The organism is Leptospira chreensis (assembly GCF_016919165.1).
In the GTDB taxonomy this organism is placed as follows: Bacteria; Spirochaetota; Leptospiria; order Leptospirales; family Leptospiraceae; genus Leptospira_A; species Leptospira_A chreensis.
This window is the reverse complement of the sequence record NZ_JAFFPS010000013.1, coordinates 1-22,998: the sequence shown is the minus strand read 5'-3', so window position 1 is coordinate 22,998 and position 22,998 is coordinate 1. Positions and strand designations below refer to the sequence as shown.

Genomic DNA, 22,998 nt, shown 5'->3' with positions numbered 1-22,998 from the left:
ACTTCCTTTTCCATTCTGGAGAAAGGGGAAAAATGCACGAATGATTTTTATCGTTTTTTGATGGATATGGAAACAGAAACTAAAGTCTCCCGCCTATGGGCAAAATTCAAACGATACACCCGTCGCAGCCTTTTGATTTTTTTCTTTCTCTGTTTCCTCCTATTTGTCCGCATTTTTCTATTCCAAATCTATTCCATTCAGGGAAATTCCATGTATCCGACCTTGGAACATGGATCGGTTGTTTTTGTTTGGAAGGGGGGATTTGCCATCTCTGCCAAATTCTTCGGAACCGAACTTCTATACACAGACCCAAAAATCAATAAACTCGATTTAGTCCTTTTTGTGAGTAAGGAGGATGAACTTGTCGTCAAACGAGTGATAGGTTTGCCTGGTGAATTTTATTCCATTGAATCGGGACGTGTTCTTATTGATTCCACCGAGTTGTTAGAAAACTACCTTCCCAAAGGAACTTACACAAGCGAACCAAGCACATCCATTTTTCTAAACCGTCATAACTCCCCTTTCCTTGCTATGGACAAACAAGGGAGAATTCCTCCTGGTTATTATCTTCTTCTTGGTGACAACAGGCAGTATTCAACGGACTCACGTTCGTTTGGACTTGTACCTGTAGAAAAAATCAAAGGCAAAGTGATCTTCTATTTTTAACAATGACCGAATACAAACAACGTTTTAAGTATATCATCCTATTTATACTCTCGCTATTTGTCATCCTACTCTTTCGTGTTGTTTATCTTACTTATTTTAATGATAATATCATTAATCTAAAATCGAGTAAGTATGTACAACGCGGAACCATCTATGATAGACGAGGGATTGAACTTGCGATCTCTCGTGAGTCGGCAACAGTGGGGATTGATCCCACAAATATTTATGATCCAGAACTCACAGCACAAGAGCTCGGTCCCATTCTTGGAATCACACCAAACAAACTCATTGAAACCATAAGGGAAAAACAAAATTATTTTTTGTTAAAAAGAGAAATCGAACTTACCAAAGCAGAAAAAATCAAAGCATTGGCACTTCCCGGTGTTCGTGTGGAAAAAGAATACAAACGAATTTATCCGCAAGGAAGTTTGAGCGCAAGTTTACTTGGGTTTACCGGTTACGATGATGACAAAGCCCTTTCTGGCCTCGAGATGTTGTTCAATTTGGAATTGTTATCTACTCCCGATGCTGAGTCTAGCAAAGGAAATAATGTCCATCTAACAATCGATAGTATCATTCAATACCGATTGGAAAAATCATTACAGAAAGCCTTTATCCAAACTGCTTCCAAACGCGGAATCGGTATGATTATGGATACAGAAACGGGAAAAATTTTGGCGATGGCCTCTTATCCCAATTTTGATCCCAATCATTTTCAAGATTTCCCTTTGGAATCTCATTCCAATTGGTCCATCCGCCATGTTTATGAACCGGGATCCACAATGAAGATTTTCATTGCTCTTATGTTACTGAATGAAGGAAAAATCCTTCCCGGGGAAAAGTTCCATTGTCCCGGATACATTGAAATTGGAAAAACCACCATTCGTTGCACAGATAGTCATGGCCATGTCAACTTGGATGAAATTTTACAATACTCTTGTAACGTAGGAATCATTAAAGCAGCACAAAAAATTGATGAAGCAACTTATTATAGTTATATGGATAAATTTAAATTTGGAAAACGAACCAATTTTTCCATCCATGAAGCAAAAGGTTATCTTCCTCCCCTAAACAAATGGAACAAAAGTACACCTTACTTTTTATCCATTGGACAAGGTGTTTCTGTGACACCGATCCAACTCATCACAGCAGCAGCAGCCGTTGTGAACGGTGGGATTTTATTTGAACCATCTGTGGTTTCCCAAATTACCAATTCTTATGGGGAACTGGTTCATGAATTTTCCATAAAACATGAGTTACTCGGTATCAAAGAAGGTGCGGCAAAAAAAACCTTAAACGCTATGAGTAAGGCCGTATCCCAAGGAACAGGAAAAAAGGCTTATTTAGAAAACTACTTTATCGCAGGGAAAACCGGAACCTCACAAAAAGCAAAAGCGGGAGCGGGATACCAAGCTGGATTGTTTACCGCTAGTTTTCTTGGATTTTTTCCCGCAGAAAAACCTAAGTATGTGGGCCTCATTGTATTTGATGAACCGGGCGGAGAGGCGCATACAGGAGGTGGGATTGCAGCACCTGTCTTTCGTGAGGTGGTAGAAAGTATCATTCCTATTGTCGAAAAAAGTGAGAAGGCACTGGTTTACCGATTGAAAGGGGAAAGAGATAAAATCTACAAACTGGATCCTAAGGTGATGCCTGACCTTACTGGGTTCACTGCATCCGAAACCATCCAAATTTTAAAACAACTCAAAGCAGAATACAAATTAGAGGGCTCTGGGTTTGTCAAATCACAAGACCCGAAAGCCGGATCTTCTCTTTCCCCCAATGCCACAATCAAAATTGTTTTGGAACCTTAAGTGAAAGACTCTCTCTTAGAAAAAAATCTAGCGGCCCTTCCTTCTCGATTGGCCGAAGCGGTTCAGAATCCAGTGAATTCATTTGGTGCCATGGATTTGAATTCGCAAAACACAGAATCCAAAATTTCTTACGAACTCACAAAATCCAAAACAGGGGATCCCACTTTAGAATTAGATGGAGTATGGATCCACAGCCGGTTTGATCCCAAAAAAGAAGCCGAAAGGTTTGCCACCGAACTTCCCCATGATGGCAGTGAAAGGATTTATCTTTTGTTTGGTGCCGGTTTGGGGTATATTCTCCCCTTTTTGATTGATAAAGAGAAAGTCACTGTCATTTGGATGGAACCCTTTCCTTTTTTCATTCAGGAAGCATTCAAAATCTTTGATTTTTCAAAACCTTTGTTAGATGGAAAACTAATCCTCATTACTGGTGAGGGAATGGAAGACCAACTCTCGGAAGCGGTGAAGGGAAAAGGAACCTATCCCATTAGTTTTGTTCCCCACCGTGGGTCTTGGCAATGGAAAGAAACAGAATACCAAAGATTGAAATATACCGCCGAACAGATGTTTCACAAAAAAGATGTGAACCTTGCCACATTAACCCGTTTCGAAAAAATTTGGGCAAAAAACATTTGTTATAATCTTCCCGAGTTGTCCAAGTTTCGTCCGGTCTCGGATCTTTTTGGAATCGCAAATGGGATCTCCATTGTTGTTGCGGGCGCTGGACCAAGCCTTTCCGAATCCATACCCAATCTCATAAAGTATAGAAACCAATTTTTACTTCTAGCAGTGGATACGGCCCTTCCCATCCTCACTTCCTTTGGTGTAGAACCTGATTTGATTTTTTCTGTCGACCCGCAAGCACTCAATAGCCAATATCTGGAAGATTATTCGGGAGAAGCCATTTTGGTTTTTGATCCGACTTCGACTTACTTGAGCCTTCGTTTAGACAAAGGACCAAACAAAGGTTTTGTGACCTCCTCCCCTTTCCCACTCATTCGGTTATTGGAAAGAACGGGTGAATCGGAGATTGGTTCTGTTCCTTTCGGTGGTTCTGTTTCTACCAATACAGCAAGCCTTGCTACCCTTATGGGGGCTATGTCTGTATTTTTAGTCGGACAAGATCTGAGTTTTACCAAAGGTCTTGCCCATTCCAAAGGGGCAGTCCTCGAAGAAAGATTGAACTATTTAGAATCCAGAAAGTTTCGCCGCGAAAAACACAATTACAAACAACTCTTTGCCTTACCCCAAAAAAAAGTCACAGGCAATTTGGATGAAACCTATATCACCAATGAGAAAATGTTGATCTTTAAAAAATGGTTTGAAGATCATGCCAAAGAAAATCCTTGGACCAACTTGACTCAGTTTGGTGCCAAACTAGAAGGAATCCCTCATTCGGAGTTTGAAAAAGAATTTGCGAGTGAATTAAGTGAAGTAAAAAACCAAACCAATTTAGTAGAATCAGTTCGTAACAAAATCCATTCCCAACTAAAAATGGACTCTCCTTATTTCGATGAAAAACAATTGGTTTCCGAAATTAAATCCACAACCGAAGCCTTGTCAGAATTTGTTACCACGGTCAAACGTGGTCTCTCTGTTTCCCAAAGGATTTATAACCAAATCCAAAGAAACCAAATCAATCCCAATACCTTTTCGGAAGATATCAAACAAATGGATTCGATTGATGAACAAGTTTCTGGGAAAAAAGGTTTGAATGAAATTTTGAGTTTAGGAATCCAAAGAGTGATTTTAACCATCACCGAAGGATATGATGACAACTTGAGTTTGGAAGAAAAAGAAAACATCCAGCTTGGTGTGGCAAAGAAGTCGTTACTTTTATATGAAGGACTTTACGCATCCGTTCGTTCTACCAAACGAATGCTCACAAAATCTTTATACCGATTACAATAATCTATTCAGTTACGGATAAAACAGTGAAGTCAACACGTCTGTTTTTAATTCTTCCGGCTTCTGTAGAATTAGATTCAATTTCTGCCGTTTCACCAAATCCGCGATAGTCGAGCTGCGATGCACTCACACCATTTTTCACTAATTCATCAAAAACAAACTTAGCACGTTCATCTGAAAGGATTTTGTTTTCATCCATCTCACCAATAAAACAAGTATGTCCTTTGACGCGGATACGAATGGCAGGATAAGATTTTAAAGCTTCTGCGAGTGTGGCAATTTTGTCTGCTGCCAGATCTTCTGTTTGCATACTCTGTTTGATAAAACGAATTTGAAGGTCGTTGATATAACGAATGGCTCTGCTTTGCGATTCAAATTTATCAGAAGCTTTTCCTTCCGATAGGGCCACTCGCTCCAAAGACCTGGTTCCCACTTCCGAAGAAACATTGGAACTTTGATTTGTGTTTTCTTGTGATTTGGAACTTCGATTGCAACTACGAATTCCAAAAACAATTAAAACAATAAAGAATATTAGAATCAGCGTAAGTAGAATGATACGCCCCACTCGATTTTGTTTCGGAGTGATTTGAAATTTATTCAGGGCAACTAATTCATTGTATTCCGGTGTGGGAGCGATGTCGTCATGTGAGTCACCACCATCATAAGATTCCAAATAAGAAGGAGTAAAACCTTCAAAGGAAGATTTGGCAGAACGAGCGGAACTGCGTTTAGGAGTGGATTCCTTTTTTGTCGTTCCCTTGGTTGTTTTTTTCTTTGCTGCCGGGACAGAAATCTTTGCTGCCCACTTACGAATTTCCGTACGAAGGTATTCATCTGCCTCAGGGCTAAATTTGAATTGATCTCGAATGTATTTTACAGTGCGTTTTTCCACATCTGTATAGTCCCCACCATCTTTAATGGCATCAAACAGGGTCTTCGCAATATTTTTGCCAATAGGAGCTTTGCTACGTTTGGTGGCTTTCTCAGCAATTTCTAACAATTCATTATCATATTGTTTACCACTTATGGTACGGTAATAACTATCTGCCACGTGAAAGCTCCTTTGTAATACTATCGACCGAGAGGGGCGATCTCTGCATCCTTTTCTTGGACTTAAGTATTGAATCCGTCCAGAAATTGGTTATTTTTGATCTTATACTGCAAAGAACCACGGCTAATCCCCAGAAGTTTGGCGGCTTCTTCCTGTGTGGAGACCCTTTGGAAGGCTTCTTTGATCCAAATGGCTTCCAACCTTTCAATGGCAATATTGAGAGAAAGATTTTCCGAAGGAGATAGAATCTCTGTCCCCACGCCAAAACTTTGGACCTTGGCATTCGATTCGGTTTCTCGTTTCCCATCTTGTAAAAAGGAGTGTGGTTCCAAAACATTTTCTGGAGGAACAAGGACTGCGTACTGAATGACACTTTGGAGCTGCCTTACATTTCCACTCCAAGGCATTCCGGTCAGTGCCTTTAATGCATCTGTCGAAAACGTTTTGTTCCTTCCATATTGTTTGTTGTATTGATATAAAAAATGATGAGCAAGAAGAGGAACGTCCCCTCTTCTTTCACGCAGTGGCGGCATACGCAATGGAACTTCCGCTAGGCGATAATACAAATCCATAGAAAAAGTTTCTTTCTGGATATCTTCCAACAAATCCCGTTTGCTTCCGGTAAAAATTCGAATGTTAAGAACCTCGTCCTTTTTTTTCGCAGAAGGATTCGGCATCGTTTTATCTCGTAAGGTTTGGAAAAATCGAGTCTGTAAGTTGGATGGTAAATCCCCAATGGATTCAATGTATAAAGAGCCACCATTGGCCTGTTCTAATTTTCCTGGATTAAAAATCTTTCCACCTTGGACACCAAATAGTTCGGCTTCCAAAAGTTCATAACTAAGCCCCGAACAATCCACGGTGAGAAAGGGACCGTTTTTTCTTTGGGAGATATAATGTAAGGCTTTTGCGATTAATTTTTTTCCCGAACCTTCTTCCCCAATGATCATCACCGATGTATCCGAGGGACCCACTTGTCTAATCCTATGTTTTAAAAAAAGAATGCTAGGATCATAACCAAGAATTTCCTCTACAGGATCTTCTTCTCTTTTGGATTTTTCAAAGGCTTCTTTGGCAATTCGCTCTTCAAGAATAACAATTGTTAATTGAGATGCAAATAATGTAGCTTGGTTGATAATATCGGATGAGAAAAAATTTACCTTATCCGACTCTAGGTTGAGTACACCAATAGTGGAATCTCTGGTAACAAGAGGGATTGCAAGTTCCGAACGAACGGTTTCAATTAGTTTTACATAGTCTTTGTCTAAAGTGACATCGGGAACATAGATAATTTCTCTGGTCGAGGCGGCCCGCCCCGTAACACCCAAGTTAAACGGAAGTTTGGCGGCAATTTTCTTTTCCCAATCCATACCTTTAGCCGCAACAATGGTAAGGACTTTTTCTTCCTGGTCCATAATGGAAATACTACCGGTAGAAGCTCCGAACAAAGTCAGAGTCATGTCCAAAATGAAATTCAAACGATCCGTAATATTCGGAAGTTGTTGAATTTCTTTTTGGATTTTCCTTAAAGTACCGGAAATATCCTGTTTTACAGACATTTGTTTATACTTTTGCGTTTGCCTTTTGGTTTGTCAGGTATTTTAAGTAGGCAATGATAAAATCTTCCAGATCCCCGTCCATCACTGCATGAACGTTTCCAGTTTCAAAGTCAGTTCTATGGTCTTTTACCAAATTGTAAGGATGAAACACATAACTTCGAATTTGTGATCCCCAAGAGATATCTCGTTTTTCACCGGCTTTTTTTGCGTTCTCTTCTTCTGCTTTTTGTTTTTCCATTTCATACAAACGAGCACGAAGCATCTTCATCGCAGTATCACGGTTTTTGATTTGAGATCTTTCCATTTGGCAAGAAACGACAACACCTGAAGGAATATGTGTGATTCGCACAGCAGAGTCCGTTGTGTTTACGTGTTGTCCCCCAGCCCCAGAGGAACGGTACACATCCACACGCAGGTCTTTTTCTTCGATATTCACTTGGATATCATCATCAACTTCTGGTGTTACATACACTGAGGCAAAGGATGTATGTCTTCTTTTATTGGAATCAAATGGTGAGATTCGCACAAGTCTATGTACCCCAGACTCACATTTTAAATATCCGAAAGGATGATCCCCTTGGATATAAAGCGTGGCATTTTTGATTCCCGCAGTTTCGCCCGGTTGGTAGTCTACAAGTTCCGCACGATATCCTTTTTGTTCACAAAACCTTGTGTACATTCGTAGCAACATATCCGCCCAGTCTTGGGATTCTGTTCCTCCGGCACCGGGATGGATATTGATAAAGGCGGCCTTTCCATCATCTTTACCGGCAAGTGCATCTAACATTTGCAAGTTTTCAAATGCTTCAAACATTCGATCAAAATCATCATTTAAAGATTTTAAACCTGACTCACCCATTTCCTCCGAAGTGAGTTCAATCAAATCGGGAAAATCAATGAGTTCCTTTTTTAAATCTAACCAAGGATCTAACTTTAGTTGTAACTCGTTTCGTTTTTGTGTTACATTTTTTGCTTGGTCAGGGGAATCCCATAACTTTGGATCGTTTGCTTTTTCAATGAGTGATGATAACCGATCATAGTCTTCTTGGAAGTTTTGAGCTGTCCAATAGGTTTGAAATGAATCTATCATTTCGGATGTTTGTTTTTTTAAGTCTTTGAGTGATCTATCCATAATGCGTAAATCCGAATCGGAAGTTTAAAATAAAGAATCTTTACGAAGTCGTTCCACTTCCCATTGGAATGTGGTTTCTCTCAGTTGTGGTGTATTTCCTTCAACTGTTCCCACAAGAGAATAACTCGATTCTTTTCCATAACTATCAGGCAAACGTTTGAGTATAAACTTACCTGATTTAATGAGTTCAATGACATGTAAAAGAAAAGGATCTTTTTCCTTTCGGCTCATCTCTTCCATGGAATAATAAAAAGTAGAAAGTCCCTTATAAAACCAATCGATACATTCGTTTTTACCGCGAGGCCAAATTTGTTCCAAACGAATTTCTGATTCTTGGACTAGTGACTTTCCAAGGAATGGTTTTTGTAACACACGGCACTGCGAATAAATTTCGAAATTTAAATCCCGATCTCCACCCTTTTCAAAATCCACACCAATCCAACGAATCCAAGATTTTTTTTCTTTAATGGATAAGGCAGGGATGAGTGCAAATAAATACCCTTGGTCTTTAAATATCCGTTCATGGGCAAGATGTTCCAAAATCTCCATAGGGATCATATAATGACCCTTAGTCCATTCCACCACATAAGGAATCGATTCTAACAAAAGATATTCCGGTGGAGTTTCCGAACGAATGATATCTCCAAACTGAGTGAGAATAAAAATAAAAGATAACAACTCCTGACGACTGAGTCCCGAAAGTACACTCACAGAACCGGTTAAATTCTGAAGGGCCCTACGAATCATCAGATGTTGTTGGAGTTGGGTTTGATTTTCAGACAAAATAATCCCTAGATGTTTTTCAAAATTGCGAAGGTTGGAACGTTCACAATTTTTAAAATTTCCAGAGATACTGAATGGCATTAGAGAGCGCGCCTTCCTATATCTTTTCTATAAAATGTATCTGGTGCTTTGATTTTTGTTAAAAACGAATAACAATCCTTTATGGCATCTTTTAAAGAATTACCAAAAGAAGTGATTCCAAGAATCCTTCCTCCATTCGCTAAAACTTGATTTTCTTGTCGTTTGGTTCCCGCATGGTAAACAACCACATTTCCATCGTTAGATGGAATTTCCAAAGGCATTCCTTTTTGCGGAGAGTCTGGATATCCTTTCGCCGCAAGTACGACCACAGCAGAAGATCCTTCTTTCAATTTTAGATTTCTTTCTGGAAGATTGCCGGTTGCTGATGCATAAAAAATAGGTAAAATATCTTCATCTAACAGGCGAAGGACACATTGTGTTTCTGGATCTCCAAAACGACAATTGAATTCCACTACACTCGGAATTCCTTCTTTGGTAATCATAAGGCCGACATACAAAAGTCCTTTGTAAGGATGCCCTGATGTGCGAAAATCAGCTAACATGGGTTCAATGACCTGTTCCTTCACTAAAGAAAGAACAGCATCGGTGACAATCGGTGCCGGCGCGTAGGCTCCCATTCCCCCGGTGTTGGGGCCAATATCTCCATCATAAGCACGTTTGTGGTCTTGGGCTGCCGGAAGACACATATACCTTTCGCCGTCCGCGATGACAAATAAAGATGCTTCTTCTCCTTCTAAAAAGGATTCCAAAACTACTTTGTTACCACTTTCCCCAAACTTAGATTCCAAAAATATTTCATCTAATGCCTGTTTTACTTCCTTCATTTCGAAAGCAACGGTGACACCCTTTCCCGCAGCAAGGCCATCTGCTTTGACGACTAAAGGTAAGATATCTTTTTGAGCATAACTCCAAGCAGATTCATGATCCGTAAAGACTGCAAAGGAAGCCGTAGGAACTTTGGCACGTTTCATCATTTCTTTTGCGAAATGTTTACTTCCTTCGACTTGAGCACAATAGGCAGAAGGCCCAAAACAAGGGATGTCAATTTCGGCACACCAATCAGAAAGACCATTCACTAGTGGATCTTCTGGACCCACGATCACAAGGTTTGTTCCCGATGTTTTGATATATGCGAAAAATTTAGATTTATCTAATATAGAAATCTCGGATGGATCCAAGAGCACATCTTTCGAAAATCCACCATTCCCTGGAAATACTCGAAGAGATTCCAAAGATTTTGATTTTGAAATGGCATCAGCTAACGCATGTTCTCTTCCGCCACTTCCAATGAGTAAAACTTTAAATTTATGTTCCAATTTTTTCTAAAGCCCTTACCGTACTATCTAGTTTCTCTTTCCAAGTATTATACTTTTCTCTTTCTTTTTCTACGACATCCGGTTTTGCTTTTTCTAAGAAGGCTGGATTGTTGATTTTATTTTCCAACTTTTCCATTTCCAATTGGATTTGTTTTTTCTCTTTTTCCAATCGTTGTTTTTCTTTTTCAAAATCAAATATCCCTTCTAGAGGAAGAAAAATTTCTCCAATGGAAAAAGCTCCCACAGAATCCGTATTTTTTGCTTCATAAGTATCGATAAATTCAATACTCTCTGCTTTGGAAAGTTGGAGGATGGATTTGATTTCTCTTTCCATCATCTCTTTTAATTCTTTATGATTACACTTAAGAATCACCTTACATTTTTTCTCAGGTTTGACTCCGAGTTCCGCACGCATGTTTCTAATCTTTGTGATGATCTCACGAACAAGTTCCATTCGAACCACAGCCGGTGCCGAATCAGAAACTCCATAAGCTTTTGGAAATTCTGTTTTTGCAAGTTCTGTTGGATCCAGTAAAGAGTGAATTTCTTCTGTGATAAAAGGCATAAATGGATGTAAGAGTCCAAGTGACTTCTTTAATACACTGATTAGTACGAGTCGTGCTTTCTCTTGTGACTCTGGACTTACATTTCCATACACGCGAGCTTTGGTTAATTCCAAATACCAATCACAAAAAGATCCCCAAACAAAATCATAAATAGAATTGGCCATTTCGAAAAAAAGATAACCGGAATAGGCTTTTTCATACTTATTAAGCATCCGATCAAATTCATTCAAAATCCAAAGGTCAGTGTCTTCCAAAGTATTGATCTCTGGTTCTTTGGCTGTGAACTCTTCCGGTAGGTTCATAAAAATAAACCGACTCGAATTCCAAATTTTATTACAGAAAGAACGATAGCCGTCTAACCTAGATTCATCGAAAAGGATGTCTTTTCCTTCCGGTAACACTGCTGCGAGAAAAAATCGAAACGAATCCGTTCCGTATTTACTCATCATATCTAAAGGATCAACTACGTTTCCGAGGGACTTACTGAACTTCTTTCCATCCTTATCACGAACGAGGCCATGGATGAGAACTTTCTGAAAGGGAACATCATCCATAAATTTCAGACCATTCATAATCATCCGCGCTACCCAGAAGAAAATGATATCAAAACCAGTAACTAAAACCGACGTAGGATAATATTTTTTAAGTTCTTCCGAATTTTCAGGCCAACCAAATACAGTGAACGGCCAAAGCCCTGAAGAGAACCAAGTATCCAGAACATCTTCGTCTTGTTTGATGGTCTCTTTGGTAACAGAAATTCCTTTTTCGGAAAATAGAGATACGGCTTCCTCAACGGATTCGGCAACCACCATTTCTCCGTTTGGTGCATAATAGGCAGGGATACGATGACCCCACCAAAGTTGACGAGAGATACACCAATCACGAATGTTTTCCATCCATTCAAAGTATGTTTTTTCCCACATCTTTGGTTGGAACTGAACCTTACCCGATTTAACTACTTCAATGGCAGGTTTTGCTAATGATTCAATTTTTACAAACCACTGAGTCGATAACAACGGTTCAATGACAGCTCCACCTCTTTGGTTGTGGCCCACACTATGTATATGGTTTTCTATTTTTTCGATATAACCATTTGTCTCAAGCTCTTCTACAACACGTTTGCGAGCTTCAAACCGGTCGAGTCCATTGTATTTGCCAGTTTGTTCATTGAGAGTCCCATCCAAATTCATAATATTGATAGGAGTTAATTGCAAACGAAGTCCGGCTTCGTAGTCATTGATATCATGGGCCGGGGTGATCTTTACAAGGCCTGATCCAAATTCTTTATCCACAAAAGAATCAAATAAAATAGGAATTTCTTTTCCCGCAATTGGCAAATATACAAACTTATCTTTTAGTGCCGCATAACGTGCATCATCTGGATGTGCACAAACGGCCACGTCCCCAAACATAGTTTCGGGTCTTGTGGTCGCCACTACGATGTATTCGTCTTTCGTTAGAGTTTTGGGATCTTTTGTTTTGAACTCAGCTTTGGGATATTTCACATGGTAGAGTTTGCCTTGTTTTTCTTTGTACTCTACTTCGATATCGGAGATGGCAGTTTTAGTAACCGGACACCAATTGATGATTCGTTCCCCGCGATAAATCAAACCTTCATCATACAAACTGCGAAATACTTTGATAACAGCTTTCGAGAGACCTTCATCAAAGGTAAATCTTTCACGAGACCAGTCGACAGATTCACCGAGTAACCGTTGTTGTTTGGCGATCATTCCGCCAGAATGAGCTTTCCATTCCCAAACTTTTTCGATAAATCCTTCACGAGTAAAATCAGTTCTTGATTTTCCTTCCTTTCCTAACTCACGTTCCACAACCACTTGTGTTGCGATTCCCGCGTGGTCCATCCCTGGAACCCAAACTACATTTTTACCTTTTTTGCGTTCAATGCGAATGATGATGTCTTGGATTGTATGATTGAGTGCATGCCCAATATGTAAATTCCCTGTGACGTTTGGAGGAGGGATGACGATCGAGAATGTTTCTTTGCGAGAGGAGTCAGGAGCAAAGGTTTGTTTTTCTTCCCAGGTTTGTATCCATTTGGGCTCTACAGATTCGGGATCGTAACGGTCAGGTAGCTGTGATTTCATAGGGTCTTTGGATTTCTTGCACTTTACTATGTTTCCGAAACAGTTTAGGGGTCAAGGATGAAACAGCTACCATCAGGTTCGCATTGACAGAAAGGGGAGGCAAAAGAATCTGGTTGGCATGAACGCAAAAACAGCAAAAATCCTCGGCAAATATGCAACCTTCAAAGGTGTTTCAGAAAAACAATTGAAACGCGATTGGTTGTCTCTTTCTCATATTGAGAAAGATAAAAAAAGACAAGAAATCCTTAAAGAAATCGCTAAGAAATAAGACAGGCGGAAGTTTCCTTCCGCTCTTTTTATGGAACGTAAGTTTCGAATTCTTCTCTCTCTCCTAATCCTTGGATTTTCCCTCACCAGCCTTTCTCATTGTTCTAGACAAAGCGACATAATACTTTCCCAATACCAAGAGAGTTTGGCTGAGGCGAGGAACTTAAATCGCAAACTCATCGTAGTTTTCGGGGCCGATTGGTGTCCCGACTGTAGAGCATTAGATGGGATTTTTCAGGAACCAGAACCAAAAGCCCTACTCTCTCAAAATTTTCTCATCTTTAAAGTCGATGTGGGCCGCTTCGATAAAAATTTAAGTCTAAATGATACATTGGGGAATCCCATCCAAAATGGAATTCCAGCTTTAGTTGTTATCGAACCCACAGGAAAAATTCTCACCTCCACCAAAGGAGGGGAATTCTCTAACGCCAGTAAGATGACAAAAGAACAAGTTTTAGAATATTTATACCGTCTTTAGGAGAAGGTTTCTTTTAAAAGAACCGCTTTAGATCTATGCACCAAAATTATAACCAACTAACAAATAACATGTCCTCATTCAAATTGATAACCTCTTTCCGATCCTTCCGATACATACTATTATCCCTAAGTTTCTTTTTGACCTTTTCTCTTTCTGCGGAAGACCAGGCCACACCGATTTTAGTTGTTGGCAATCCACTTCCCGAAATCAATTACACAAACCAATGGGAAGAACCAAGTCCCATTCCAGTGGAGACCACAAAGGTTTTATTTATTTCTGATATGGATGCGAGTAAAATTATCCACCCCATCTTAGAGAAAGAAGGAAAAGGATATTTGGAATCCAAACAAGCAGTGCTTGTTTCTGATATCCATAGAATGCCATCACTCATTTCTAAATTTGTGGCTCTACCCAAAATGAAATCTTATCCGTATACACTTCGTTTGGTGAGAGAAGAAAAAATCGCCGATCCTTTTCCGAGAACAAAAGGATCTCTCACCCTCATCCAACTGAAAGCAGGGAAAATTACGAAGATCCAAATTGCCAACACGGAAGCGGAAATTCGTAGCTTTCTCGAAACGCAAGAGAAACCAACCAAACCCAATCGCTAAAAGGCGAATATGTGTCAAAATATCGCTTTTTTTCCTTAGAAATGTAAAATCTACTTGAAAACGCCGTTCTCTTTTCGCAAAGTTTCTCTCTGAACCTATTTTTTAGTTACGAGAGAAACGAATATGGCACTTCCTAAAGTTTGTGTAATTGGCGCAGGATCCTCCGGTATAACCATCATTAAATCATTGAAGGAACATGGGATTCCCTTTGATTGTTATGAAAAAGGAAGTGATGTGGGTGGTAACTGGCGTTATAAAAATGACAATGGTCTGAGTAATATTTACAAATCCCTACATATCAATACACATCGAGATCGGATGGAATATCGCGATTATCCGATGCCAACCAATTATCCGGATTACCCAAACCACGAACCCATTCAAAATTACTTTCTATCTTTTGTAGACCACTTTGGTCTTCGCAAACACATCCAATTCAAAAATGGGATTAAGAAAGCCGAACGAACCGAAGATGGAATTTGGAAAATCACACCTGAAAAAGGACCAGTGAAATACTATGATGCGTTAGTTGTTGCCAATGGCCATCATTGGAATGAACGTTGGCCTGATCCTGCTTTCCCCGGAAAATTTTCTGGCCAAATTATGCACTCTCACTCCTATGTTGACCCAAAAACACCTGTTAACTGTGAAGGCAAAAATGTCGTGGTTCTCGGAATGGGAAACAGCGCGATGGATATCTCTGTAGAACTCTCGAGACCCGGTGTTGCGAAAAGAGTGTTTTTATCAGCAAGACGTGGTGCCTATGTCATTCCGAACTATCTATTTGGAAAACCTCTAGACAAACTCACAGAATATACACCTCATTGGGTTCCGTTTTTTATCCAACAAACACTCGCTCACCTTCTCATTCGATTTGGTGTAGGAAAAATGGAAGACTTTGGTTTACCAAAACCAGATCATAAATTTGGATCAGCTCACCCCACCATTTCCCAAGACTTACTCGTAAGGCTTGGTCGAGGGGATATCAAACCAAAACCAGTGATTACCGAACTCAAAGGAAAAAAAATAGCATTTGCAGATGGAACAGAAGAAGATGCGGATGTTCTCATTTATTGCACAGGATACAATATCAAGTTTCCATTCTTTGATGAAGATTTTTTGTCTGCGCCGAATAATTACATTCCGCTTTTCTATAAAATGATCAAACCAGGAATCAATGATTTGTTTTTTGTGGGTCTTATGCAACCGTTAGGTGCCATTATGCCACTGGCCGAGTGCCAAGGGAAATGGATTGCTCAGTATCTCTCTGGAAATTATGAAATGCCTTCCAAAGAAGATATGGAGAAGGCCATTGAAAAGGACCAAGCTGATATGAAAAAAAGGTATGTGAGTAGCACACGCCATACCATCCAAGTGGATTACGATACCTTCATCTACAATATGAAAGAGGAAATGGTAGCTGGTAAAAAAAGAGCGGCAAAACTCGGAAACCATTTGCCAATCGAAGCACGAGCGGAATTCCTTTCGGAAGGCCGTCATGAATCTTCAAAATCCTCAAAAAAGAAATTGGTGCGCAAGTAACCAAATTCTCCGGTTTCTACTCACAACCTGTCTTTCTATACTCGGGACAGGTTGTGTCTCCAAAGGTTACTCCTACCAAGGAAACCCACTTTTCGGATGGATGGAATCCTCCGGCGAAATTCGTGCCACAAACCCCTACCCAATCTTAACTCGTTATCCCTCTTTTCAAGCCACCGATTTTGAATTTCCCGTGGGAGGAAAGTATGCCGAAGGATATTATCTGGCTCAAAAATTTGGAGCCGAAAATGGAAAGTTTGGTGGCCGAAAACATCTTGGGGAAGATTGGAATTCAATCACTGGTGGTGACACCGACTTTGCCGCTCCTGTTTATGCTTTTGGAAACGGAGTGGTTTCCGAGATTGCTGACTATGGAGGGGGCTGGGGGAAAGTAGTTCGCATCGTACACCATCATAATGTGGGAAATGGTGATTTTTGGTTTTTAGAATCAGTATATGCCCATCTCCACACCATCGATGTGGAACCGGGACAGTTAGTGAAAAAAACAGAATGGATAGGAACGATTGGAGATGCTGGTGGGAATTATCCCGCACATTTACATTTCGAACTTCGTTCGATCATTGGTGCATCGTTAGGTGGAGGGTATGCATTAAAAACCGAAGGTTTTTTACCACCGACAAGATGGCTTATGCAATATGGGCCAAAAGATAAATCCTTTTCTGAAGATAGTTTTCAGTATCTTATGGAAAAGGGCGGAACCCTTTAATTTAGTTTTGTAATATTCTATTTAGTAACTGCTGATAAAACCCAACACTTCGTCTTCTTTTTCAGCATTTGTGTCATAAAAATTACAATGAATCTCAAATAAAGGTTCGCTCCCTATTTTTTCGCTCTTCAAAGTCTTTACAAGAAAGTCAACAGAACCTGTCATCGAAATCATTTTTAAGGAAACTTTTAATATAGAAGGCACTTCAATGTCATAAGGATGGTAAAACATGATACCTCTAGCGCTGATATGCTTTTTAGAATCATAATCTTTGAGTTGTTCCAATTGAACTTCAAAAGTGGATGGAATTTCTGTATAATGATTTGGTTTCATAGTCTTAGTGTATATAGCAACAAACATAGTTTCATTAAACTCTCATTCAATTACTATTTTATTACGTACGTATAAATCTTTATGCAAAAATGATATTAAACCCTGCAAGAAGGACAATGAGTCCGACTCCCCAGGCTAAAATTCTTGGATCCCAAAATGGATTGGTATGATCCCGATCGGAATATACGAGTCCATGTAGATCTTTATCTAGATCTTCTTTTTCTATAAAACTAACAAGAACCATTGTTAAAAAACAAACCAAACCAGAGTAAATCGCTCCATAAAAATTGGACACCATATCCGATTTGTAGTATAAAATACCTAAGGAATATAGGAGAAAATGAACGAGTCCACTTCCTGTTCCCAGTAACATTCCATAGAAGGCACTCCACCCGGAAGCACGCCTCCAAAACATCCCGAGCAAAAATATAGAAATCAGTGGTGCATTAAAAAAAGAAAAGAGGAGTTGGATGTAGTTCATAATGTTTTCAAACTGCATCGCGATATAGGATGCAAAAATCGCAAACACAACAGCAAACATAGTACATAGTTTTCCAATCTTCAGATAATCCTTATCTTCTTTGTTTTTGTTGATATAGGTTTGATAGATATCATAAGTAAAGATTGTATTCATTGCAGTGATGGAACTAGACATACCTGCCATAAAGGCTGCAAGAAGGGCCGTTGTCCCAAGACCTAACATTCCAGAAGGATAAAAATTCTTTAGAAGTATTAAAAAACTTTTATTGTATTCCCCGTTCATCTCTTTTGAAAATTCTGTTAAAGCAATTAACCCGGGGATTACTGTTAAAAATGGTAAAAACAATTTAAACATAGCACCGATGAGAGGTGTTCTTCTTGCGGATCTATAATCTTTTGCTGCCATTGCTCTTTGCACTTCTGTAAACCCACAAGTCCAATACGAAAAAGATAAAACAAAACCGAGTCCCACAGTGACACTTAACAAATCCCACCCAAGTTCGTTTTGTCCATTAGCGAGACCCTGCCACATATGTTTGTGTGAATTGGGAATTTTTTGCATAAGCCCATCCCAACCACCTAACCTCGTCAAACCGATGATGACTAGTGGGAACAAACCAAGGACGGTTAAAAAAAACTGCATTACCTCCGTATAAATAGAAGAACTGAGTCCCCCAAAGTAAGTATAAACAAGAACAATACAGGCACTAAAGAGAATTGAAAGATGAGGATTCCAACCAAACATAGTTTCGAACACTAAGGACAAGGAATACAGATAAATTCCTGATCCAAGCGCCAACGATAGTAAGGTGATCAGTGAATTGACTAAATGGGCTGGCCTATTGAAACGATATCGCAGGTATTCCGGAACACTTCTGATTTTTGAAGAATAATAAAATGGCATCATAAAGATCCCAAGAAAAATCATACCGGGAATCGCACCTAAATAGTAAAAATGGAATGTCAAAAAACCATATTCCGCACCACTCGCACTCATCCCTAACAATTCTAAGGCGGAAATATTCGCAGAGATAAAAGCGATCCCTGTAATCCAACTGGGGATCTTCCGTCCCGCCAAAAGAAAATCGCTGGATTGATTCATGGATTTCTTGAGTAAGAACCCAATCACAACCATAAACCCCACAAAAACAAAAAGGATGAGATAATCGATGTGAGAAAGGGTTACGAACATACGCTCGTAAGAGATAAGAAATGCAGACTTTGTAAAGAGGAAATCCCGAATCCCACCTATCGGTGATTATTTTCCTTCAAAATTTTGGAATCTGACCGACACTCATTGTAACTCTTTGACCGAAAAAGACTTTCCGAATTATGTCGCATTAATAGATTCGGAACCACCAGGAGGATCTATGTTCTATCTACTTTTAGCCCTTCTCCACGAAGACTATTCTTCCGGAAGAATCGATTTTTCTACCTATTTTGAAAATACAGTCCTCCTCGCCTTGGACCACGAACGCATCAAATCCAATCTCGAACAAAGTAAAGCCGCTTAATTTGGATGCTGGCGTGATTTCGGAAGTCGCTTTCTTTGGTGAGCGACTTTCCTAAGAACCTGGCTTTCCTTTGCCAGTCGCTATAAAAGGTAAGTCACTTACCTTTTACACCCGCATTCCTTCGAAACTAACTTTCCAAATCCACCGACTTTCCCTAGAAACCCAGTCACCAAGGTAACCCACTTTCGAAATCGAGCCCCTTTCCTAGGTTCATGCCTTGAATTTTCTCCTTGTTCTAGGAAGTCCTCTCTGTACGGTAACAGAAAAATCACATCTCAGGAAGATTAAATGACATCGGCCAAACTCCTTACTGCTACCCTCCAAAATTCTCAAAAATTTTTCCTTCAATTTGGGGGACAGGGTTCACCTTACCTAAAAGAACTCGTAAAATTGTACGCAGAACCAGAACTCAAAGAATTTTTCGAAGCTAGTTTCAAAACCATCGGTGAAATTGCCGCTCGTGATGGCAAAAGCCCACTCCTCAATGAAGGATTCGATTTCAAATCTTGGATTGAAAATCCAGACGGCGCTCCTTCTGAAGATTATTTAGCTCGTGCACCGATTTCTGTACCGGGAATCTTTATGACTCAAATTGCAAACTATGTTTTAGTTTCTAAACGTGGTTACCCAACAGCGGATTTAATCAAAGCAACAGGGGCTCTCAGCGGACATAGCCAAGGTGTGATTGCTTCGGCTCTTGTTGGTCTTGGATTGGATGGTGCAGATTTTCTAAAAGCTTACTCCGACTTCTTAAAGTTTGTTTTCTATCTTGGATTTAATGGTCAAAAAGTTTATCCTAACTTTGTTGTTTCAGAAGAAGTCGTAAAAGAAAATGAAGCAAACGGTGATAAAAATCCAGCACCTATGGTGGCAGTGATTGGTTACTCAAAAGATGAATTAGAAGAAAGAGTGAAAAAAACAAATGACTCTCTTGGACTCAAAGGCCAAGACACGGTTTTCATTTCTCTTTATAACACTCCAGATTCAATGATTCTTTCAGCACTCCCTTCTTCTCTACTTGCCTTCCGTAAACAATGGAAAGCAGAAATGGACGAGAAAAAATTCAAGTTTGTTTATTTAAAAACAACAGCACCTTTCCATTGCCCATTTATGGAAACATCTCTTGATAAATTCAATGCGGAAGATGCAGCAGTGGTTCCTTTTCCTTATACTGGTGCGGATTTAAAAGTTCCTGTATATAGTATCTTTGATGGCCACAACCTTCAAAAAGATGGAAACCTACGTGACATCCTTTTTAAAATGGTTTTGATTGAGCCACTTTACTGGGATTTGGCGATCGCACCCATTTTTAATGACAGTGCCATTAACACAATCATTGACTTTGGACCAAGTGTTGTGAGCCAACGACTTACCGGTGGACACCTAAAGGCAAAAAACATCGAAAAACAATCATTATGTGCTTCAAATGCTAAGGAATTAAAAGTAATTCTCGAAGCATAACATAATGAATCCATCCACTGCACGGGCCGCTTCCAAATTAAATTTAATCCGCCTTCTGGCCTCTCATCCAGAAGGTCTTGGATTAGAAGAAATTCAAAGCGTAACTGGCCACAAATCCATATCCTCACTTAAAAAAGATTTAGGCGAGTTGTATATGATTGAGATGTATCCTTATTCCCCTACCGATGCTGTGGATTTAGATTTTGATGGGGAGAAGGTAAAAATCCGACTCCCCATTGCTGTTGATTCAGCACTCCCACTTTCTCCCAAAGAATGGTCTCTCCTTAGATCGCTATTAATCACACAAAAAACAAAAGAAGATTCTAAACTCAATCTTTCCATCCTAAACAAAATTGATTCGGTGATTCCTTCTGGTGATTGGTCTCCTTATCAAAAATCAAAAGAAACCATTGTAAAAGCAATTGATGAAAAAAAAATACTAACCATTGTTTATTGGAAAAGAGATACCAAAGAAAAAGAAACAAGGACACTGGCACCTTGGTTACTTTGGGAAGAAAATGATTCTTACCTTTTGGCTTATGACCTAACCAAAGAAGGATTCCGGTCCTTTCGATTGGATTTTATTTTAGACATTACCATCACTGATACAAAATACCCTAACCTACCCGATACGGCAGGTGAATTTTTAGAAGGTTTCAAACAATTGTTTGGTGCCGATTCAGAAAACAAAGATTTGGCAAAACTATGGATCACTGATGGAGCTTCCTACCATTTAGGAATGAAACTCAACCTTTCACCCACAGGGATCCAAAAGAAAATAGGGGATACCGTTTACCGCGAATTCCAGGCTCCCATCAGAGATGAGAATTGGTTTGTCCAAACCGTCTTAGGGTATGGAACTTCGGTTCTTGTTTCGGAACCTAAGGAATTAAAAGACTCCATCCAATTCCACTTACAATCGATCGCTCCTTCGAAACCAAATCTGAATCCACAGTCATAAATGATGCCTTTAAAAACTCTTTCGTTAGGAAAGATTAACATTGGTTTGTTTGTTCCCTACAAAAGGGAAGATGGGTTACATGAAATCCGCAGTGTTTTTGTTCCCATTAGTTTTGGGGATCCCATGGAAGTCCAAATCACTCGCCTAGCCAAAGACCAAAAACCAAGTTTCCAACTAGTGTCGGAAAACCATCTCCATGGTTACCGGTATGAAAAGTTCGAAGAAGTCTCCGAAAGAGGAGATCTTAACAAGAACATCCTCTACAAAGCCTTTCAAAAGTTAGTCACTCACCTTCGTGAGCCAGTTTCTGTCTCCGTCCACTTACAAAAGCACCTACCTCCCGAAGGGGGAATTGGGGGGGGGAGTAGCAATGCGGGTCTATTCCTGAAAGAACTCTACCCTTGGACCAACCTTCCTAAAGAAGAAGAGATTCCTCTTGCCAAGTCCATTGGAGCCGATGTCCCCTTTTTCCTCCAATCCTCTGCATGTTACGTGACCGGGATCGGTGAAGTGCTCGAACCCATTTCTGTCGCCCCCGGCTCCGGAATTTTGGCCATCCCTCCCTTCGGACTTTCTACGGCATCTATGTATTTAGGCCTTCAAAAAAGTTTACAAAAACCCTATGGTTCCCAAGTATGGAAATCTCTGGCAGAGGATTTAATTCGAAGTCTTCAGGTCGGGGATTGGGCATACCTGCAAAACAGGCTTGAGAACGAGTTTGAAAAAATCGCTTTTCAGACCCAACCCTTACTAAAGGAATTGAGATTAGGGTTTTTTGAGTCGGGAGCAGTCTATGCTTCTTTATCGGGTTCGGGTTCTTGCTTTTATGGCATTTATCCTTCAGATAGGGAGAGAGACGAAGCCCTTCGCATTGTCTCCAATCGATTTCCCGATATGGAATTTCGAACGTTCTCTTTTTAGAAACTGGCCTGTAGCCAAGCGGTAAGGCAGCGGTTTTTGGTATCGCCATTCCCTAGGTTCGAATCCTAGCAGGCCAGCCAGTTTTAAAAGATCCGATAGAACGAACGATGAACCTACATAATACTGTAACTGCTGTTATTTTGGCGGCGGGGAAAGGAACTCGAATGAAGAGTGAACTTCCCAAGGTTGCGGTTGTACTGAACGAATCTCCACTTTTACTTCACGTTCTTCGCAATATCGAATCCGCCGGCATCAAACGAAAGGTCGTTGTTGTCGGTTACCGCAAAGATGTCGTTACAGATATCGCAAAATCATTTTCCGGTGTAGAATTTGCCGAACAAACAGAACAGTTGGGAACAGGACATGCTGTCCTTTCGGCAGAACCAGCTCTTTCACCTTATGCGGGTTACACGATTGTAGCTTGTGGTGATGCCCCACTCATTTCTGCAAAATCATTTTCTGAACTCATAGAACTTCATAAAGAAAACGGATATTCTGCGACTGTTCTCTCTGCCAAGATGGAAAACCCTACCGGTTATGGCCGTATCATTCGTTCTGCGGATGATGGCAGTCTTCTACGCATCGTAGAAGAAAAAGATGCAAGTCCTGAAGAGAAAGTTGTAAACGAAGTCAACACAGGGACCTACTGTTTCACCACAGAAGATCTTTTTTCTGCCTTAAAACAAATCGGCAACGACAATGTACAAAAAGAATATTACCTCACAGATGTGATTAAAATTTTTAGATCATTGGGAAAAAAA

The 22,998-nt window shown here is 40.0% G+C and carries 21 protein-coding genes and 1 tRNA gene; 14 read left to right on the top strand and 8 right to left on the bottom strand.

The window, feature by feature from the left end; translation table 11 throughout:
• From lepB to JWG41_RS04665, 3 genes are all read left to right on the top strand, one after another.
• Positions 1-666: signal peptidase I (lepB, locus tag JWG41_RS04675; protein WP_232373682.1), on the top strand; the 666-nt coding region annotated here is incomplete at its 5' end.
• Between the two features lie 2 nt (positions 667-668).
• Entirely contained in the window at positions 669-2,480 is a 1,812-nt protein-coding gene (locus JWG41_RS04670) for a penicillin-binding protein (protein ID WP_205268784.1), read from the top strand.
• On the top strand, positions 2,481-4,391 hold the full coding sequence (locus tag JWG41_RS04665) for a motility associated factor glycosyltransferase family protein (RefSeq protein ID WP_205268783.1): 1,911 nt from the start codon (positions 2,481-2,483) through the stop codon (positions 4,389-4,391). It begins immediately after the preceding gene.
• Between the two features lies 1 nt (position 4,392).
• Here the strand turns inward: JWG41_RS04665 and JWG41_RS04660 are convergent, their stop codons facing one another.
• The 6 genes from JWG41_RS04660 to JWG41_RS04635 all read right to left on the bottom strand — a co-directional run bounded on the left by JWG41_RS04660 (position 4,393) and on the right by JWG41_RS04635 (position 12,945).
• Positions 4,393-5,439 carry an OmpA family protein gene (locus JWG41_RS04660; protein WP_205268782.1) on the bottom strand — a complete coding sequence of 349 codons (1,047 nt, stop codon included), beginning with the start codon at positions 5,437-5,439 and terminating at the stop codon, positions 4,393-4,395.
• A 62-nt stretch (positions 5,440-5,501) separates the two neighbouring features.
• Positions 5,502-6,998 carry a sigma 54-interacting transcriptional regulator gene (locus JWG41_RS04655; RefSeq protein ID WP_205268781.1) on the bottom strand — a complete coding sequence of 499 codons (1,497 nt, stop codon included), beginning with the start codon at positions 6,996-6,998 and terminating at the stop codon, positions 5,502-5,504.
• Positions 6,999-7,002: 4 nt separating this feature from the next.
• Complete coding sequence (gene prfB, locus JWG41_RS04650) at positions 7,003-8,130, bottom strand: peptide chain release factor 2 (RefSeq protein WP_205268780.1); 1,128 nt, start codon at positions 8,128-8,130, stop codon at positions 7,003-7,005.
• A gap of 24 nt (positions 8,131-8,154) precedes the next feature.
• Entirely contained in the window at positions 8,155-8,994 is an 840-nt protein-coding gene (locus JWG41_RS04645; RefSeq protein WP_205268779.1) for a hypothetical protein, read from the bottom strand.
• The gene (gene purD, locus JWG41_RS04640) at positions 8,994-10,271 is read right to left on the bottom strand and encodes a phosphoribosylamine--glycine ligase (protein ID WP_205268778.1); all 1,278 of its coding nucleotides are present in this window, start codon (positions 10,269-10,271) and stop codon (positions 8,994-8,996) included. Before purD ends, JWG41_RS04645 begins: the two co-directional genes overlap by 1 nt.
• The gene (locus JWG41_RS04635) at positions 10,261-12,945 is read right to left on the bottom strand and encodes a valine--tRNA ligase (protein ID WP_205268777.1); all 2,685 of its coding nucleotides are present in this window, start codon (positions 12,943-12,945) and stop codon (positions 10,261-10,263) included. Before JWG41_RS04635 ends, purD begins: the two co-directional genes overlap by 11 nt.
• Positions 12,946-13,063: 118 nt before the next feature.
• Between JWG41_RS04635 and JWG41_RS04630 the strand changes: the two genes are divergently transcribed.
• The 5 genes from JWG41_RS04630 to JWG41_RS04610 all read left to right on the top strand — a co-directional run bounded on the left by JWG41_RS04630 (position 13,064) and on the right by JWG41_RS04610 (position 16,567).
• Positions 13,064-13,213 (top strand): hypothetical protein, encoded by a 150-nt coding sequence (locus JWG41_RS04630; RefSeq protein WP_012387282.1) that lies wholly within the window; start codon positions 13,064-13,066, stop codon positions 13,211-13,213.
• Positions 13,214-13,243: 30 nt separating this feature from the next.
• On the top strand, positions 13,244-13,690 hold the full coding sequence (locus tag JWG41_RS04625) for a thioredoxin family protein (protein WP_205268776.1): 447 nt from the start codon (positions 13,244-13,246) through the stop codon (positions 13,688-13,690).
• A 137-nt stretch (positions 13,691-13,827) separates the two neighbouring features.
• Positions 13,828-14,301 carry a hypothetical protein gene (locus JWG41_RS04620; RefSeq protein ID WP_232373680.1) on the top strand — a complete coding sequence of 158 codons (474 nt, stop codon included), beginning with the start codon at positions 13,828-13,830 and terminating at the stop codon, positions 14,299-14,301.
• Positions 14,302-14,424: 123 nt separating this feature from the next.
• Positions 14,425-15,843: a flavin-containing monooxygenase gene (locus tag JWG41_RS04615; protein ID WP_205268775.1), complete on the top strand. Its 1,419-nt coding sequence runs from the start codon at positions 14,425-14,427 to the stop codon at positions 15,841-15,843.
• Positions 15,800-16,567: a M23 family metallopeptidase gene (locus JWG41_RS04610; protein ID WP_205268774.1), complete on the top strand. Its 768-nt coding sequence runs from the start codon at positions 15,800-15,802 to the stop codon at positions 16,565-16,567. Before JWG41_RS04615 ends, JWG41_RS04610 begins: the two co-directional genes overlap by 44 nt.
• A 21-nt stretch (positions 16,568-16,588) precedes the next feature.
• Here JWG41_RS04610 and JWG41_RS04605 read toward each other — a convergent pair whose 3' ends face one another.
• Both JWG41_RS04605 and JWG41_RS04600 read right to left on the bottom strand, forming a co-directional pair.
• Complete coding sequence (locus JWG41_RS04605; RefSeq protein WP_205268773.1) at positions 16,589-16,900, bottom strand: hypothetical protein; 312 nt, start codon at positions 16,898-16,900, stop codon at positions 16,589-16,591.
• Positions 16,901-16,979: 79 nt separating this feature from the next.
• Complete coding sequence (locus JWG41_RS04600; RefSeq protein ID WP_205268772.1) at positions 16,980-18,572, bottom strand: sodium:solute symporter family protein; 1,593 nt, start codon at positions 18,570-18,572, stop codon at positions 16,980-16,982.
• A gap of 178 nt (positions 18,573-18,750) precedes the next feature.
• Here JWG41_RS04600 and JWG41_RS04595 point away from each other — a divergent pair, with 178 nt between their 5' ends.
• From JWG41_RS04595 to JWG41_RS04570, 6 genes are all read left to right on the top strand, one after another.
• Complete coding sequence (locus JWG41_RS04595; protein WP_002972181.1) at positions 18,751-18,894, top strand: hypothetical protein; 144 nt, start codon at positions 18,751-18,753, stop codon at positions 18,892-18,894.
• Positions 18,895-19,182: 288 nt separating this feature from the next.
• On the top strand, positions 19,183-20,355 hold the full coding sequence (locus JWG41_RS04590; RefSeq protein WP_205268771.1) for an ACP S-malonyltransferase: 1,173 nt from the start codon (positions 19,183-19,185) through the stop codon (positions 20,353-20,355).
• A 4-nt stretch (positions 20,356-20,359) separates the two neighbouring features.
• Positions 20,360-21,316 carry a WYL domain-containing protein gene (locus tag JWG41_RS04585; RefSeq protein ID WP_205268770.1) on the top strand — a complete coding sequence of 319 codons (957 nt, stop codon included), beginning with the start codon at positions 20,360-20,362 and terminating at the stop codon, positions 21,314-21,316.
• Positions 21,317-22,237: a 4-(cytidine 5'-diphospho)-2-C-methyl-D-erythritol kinase gene (locus tag JWG41_RS04580; RefSeq protein ID WP_205268769.1), complete on the top strand. Its 921-nt coding sequence runs from the start codon at positions 21,317-21,319 to the stop codon at positions 22,235-22,237.
• A gap of 4 nt (positions 22,238-22,241) precedes the next feature.
• Positions 22,242-22,317 (top strand) — tRNA-Gln (locus JWG41_RS04575).
• Between the two features lie 27 nt (positions 22,318-22,344).
• The coding region (locus JWG41_RS04570; RefSeq protein ID WP_205268768.1) for a sugar phosphate nucleotidyltransferase at positions 22,345-22,998 on the top strand (654 nt) is incomplete at its 3' end.

What these genes read in the sequence shown, in the direction of transcription:
- JWG41_RS04580 (WP_205268769.1), top strand. Translation starts at nt 21,317, where the DNA reads ATGATGCCTTTAAAAACTCTTTCGTTAGGAAAGATTAACATTGGTTTG.
- JWG41_RS04610 (WP_205268774.1), top strand. Translation starts at nt 15,800, where the DNA reads ATGAATCTTCAAAATCCTCAAAAAAGAAATTGGTGCGCAAGTAACCAA.
- JWG41_RS04600 (WP_205268772.1), bottom strand. Translation starts at nt 18,572, where the DNA reads ATGTTCGTAACCCTTTCTCACATCGATTATCTCATCCTTTTTGTTTTT.
- prfB (WP_205268780.1), bottom strand. Translation starts at nt 8,130, where the DNA reads ATGGATAGATCACTCAAAGACTTAAAAAAACAAACATCCGAAATGATA.
- JWG41_RS04605 (WP_205268773.1), bottom strand. Translation starts at nt 16,900, where the DNA reads ATGAAACCAAATCATTATACAGAAATTCCATCCACTTTTGAAGTTCAA.
- JWG41_RS04645 (WP_205268779.1), bottom strand. Translation starts at nt 8,994, where the DNA reads ATGCCATTCAGTATCTCTGGAAATTTTAAAAATTGTGAACGTTCCAAC.
- JWG41_RS04595 (WP_002972181.1), top strand. Translation starts at nt 18,751, where the DNA reads ATGTTCTATCTACTTTTAGCCCTTCTCCACGAAGACTATTCTTCCGGA.
- JWG41_RS04615 (WP_205268775.1), top strand. Translation starts at nt 14,425, where the DNA reads ATGGCACTTCCTAAAGTTTGTGTAATTGGCGCAGGATCCTCCGGTATA.
- JWG41_RS04670 (WP_205268784.1), top strand. Translation starts at nt 669, where the DNA reads ATGACCGAATACAAACAACGTTTTAAGTATATCATCCTATTTATACTC.
- JWG41_RS04590 (WP_205268771.1), top strand. Translation starts at nt 19,183, where the DNA reads ATGACATCGGCCAAACTCCTTACTGCTACCCTCCAAAATTCTCAAAAA.
- JWG41_RS04655 (WP_205268781.1), bottom strand. Translation starts at nt 6,998, where the DNA reads ATGTCTGTAAAACAGGATATTTCCGGTACTTTAAGGAAAATCCAAAAA.
- JWG41_RS04630 (WP_012387282.1), top strand. Translation starts at nt 13,064, where the DNA reads ATGAACGCAAAAACAGCAAAAATCCTCGGCAAATATGCAACCTTCAAA.
- JWG41_RS04625 (WP_205268776.1), top strand. Translation starts at nt 13,244, where the DNA reads ATGGAACGTAAGTTTCGAATTCTTCTCTCTCTCCTAATCCTTGGATTT.
- JWG41_RS04585 (WP_205268770.1), top strand. Translation starts at nt 20,360, where the DNA reads ATGAATCCATCCACTGCACGGGCCGCTTCCAAATTAAATTTAATCCGC.
- JWG41_RS04635 (WP_205268777.1), bottom strand. Translation starts at nt 12,945, where the DNA reads ATGAAATCACAGCTACCTGACCGTTACGATCCCGAATCTGTAGAGCCC.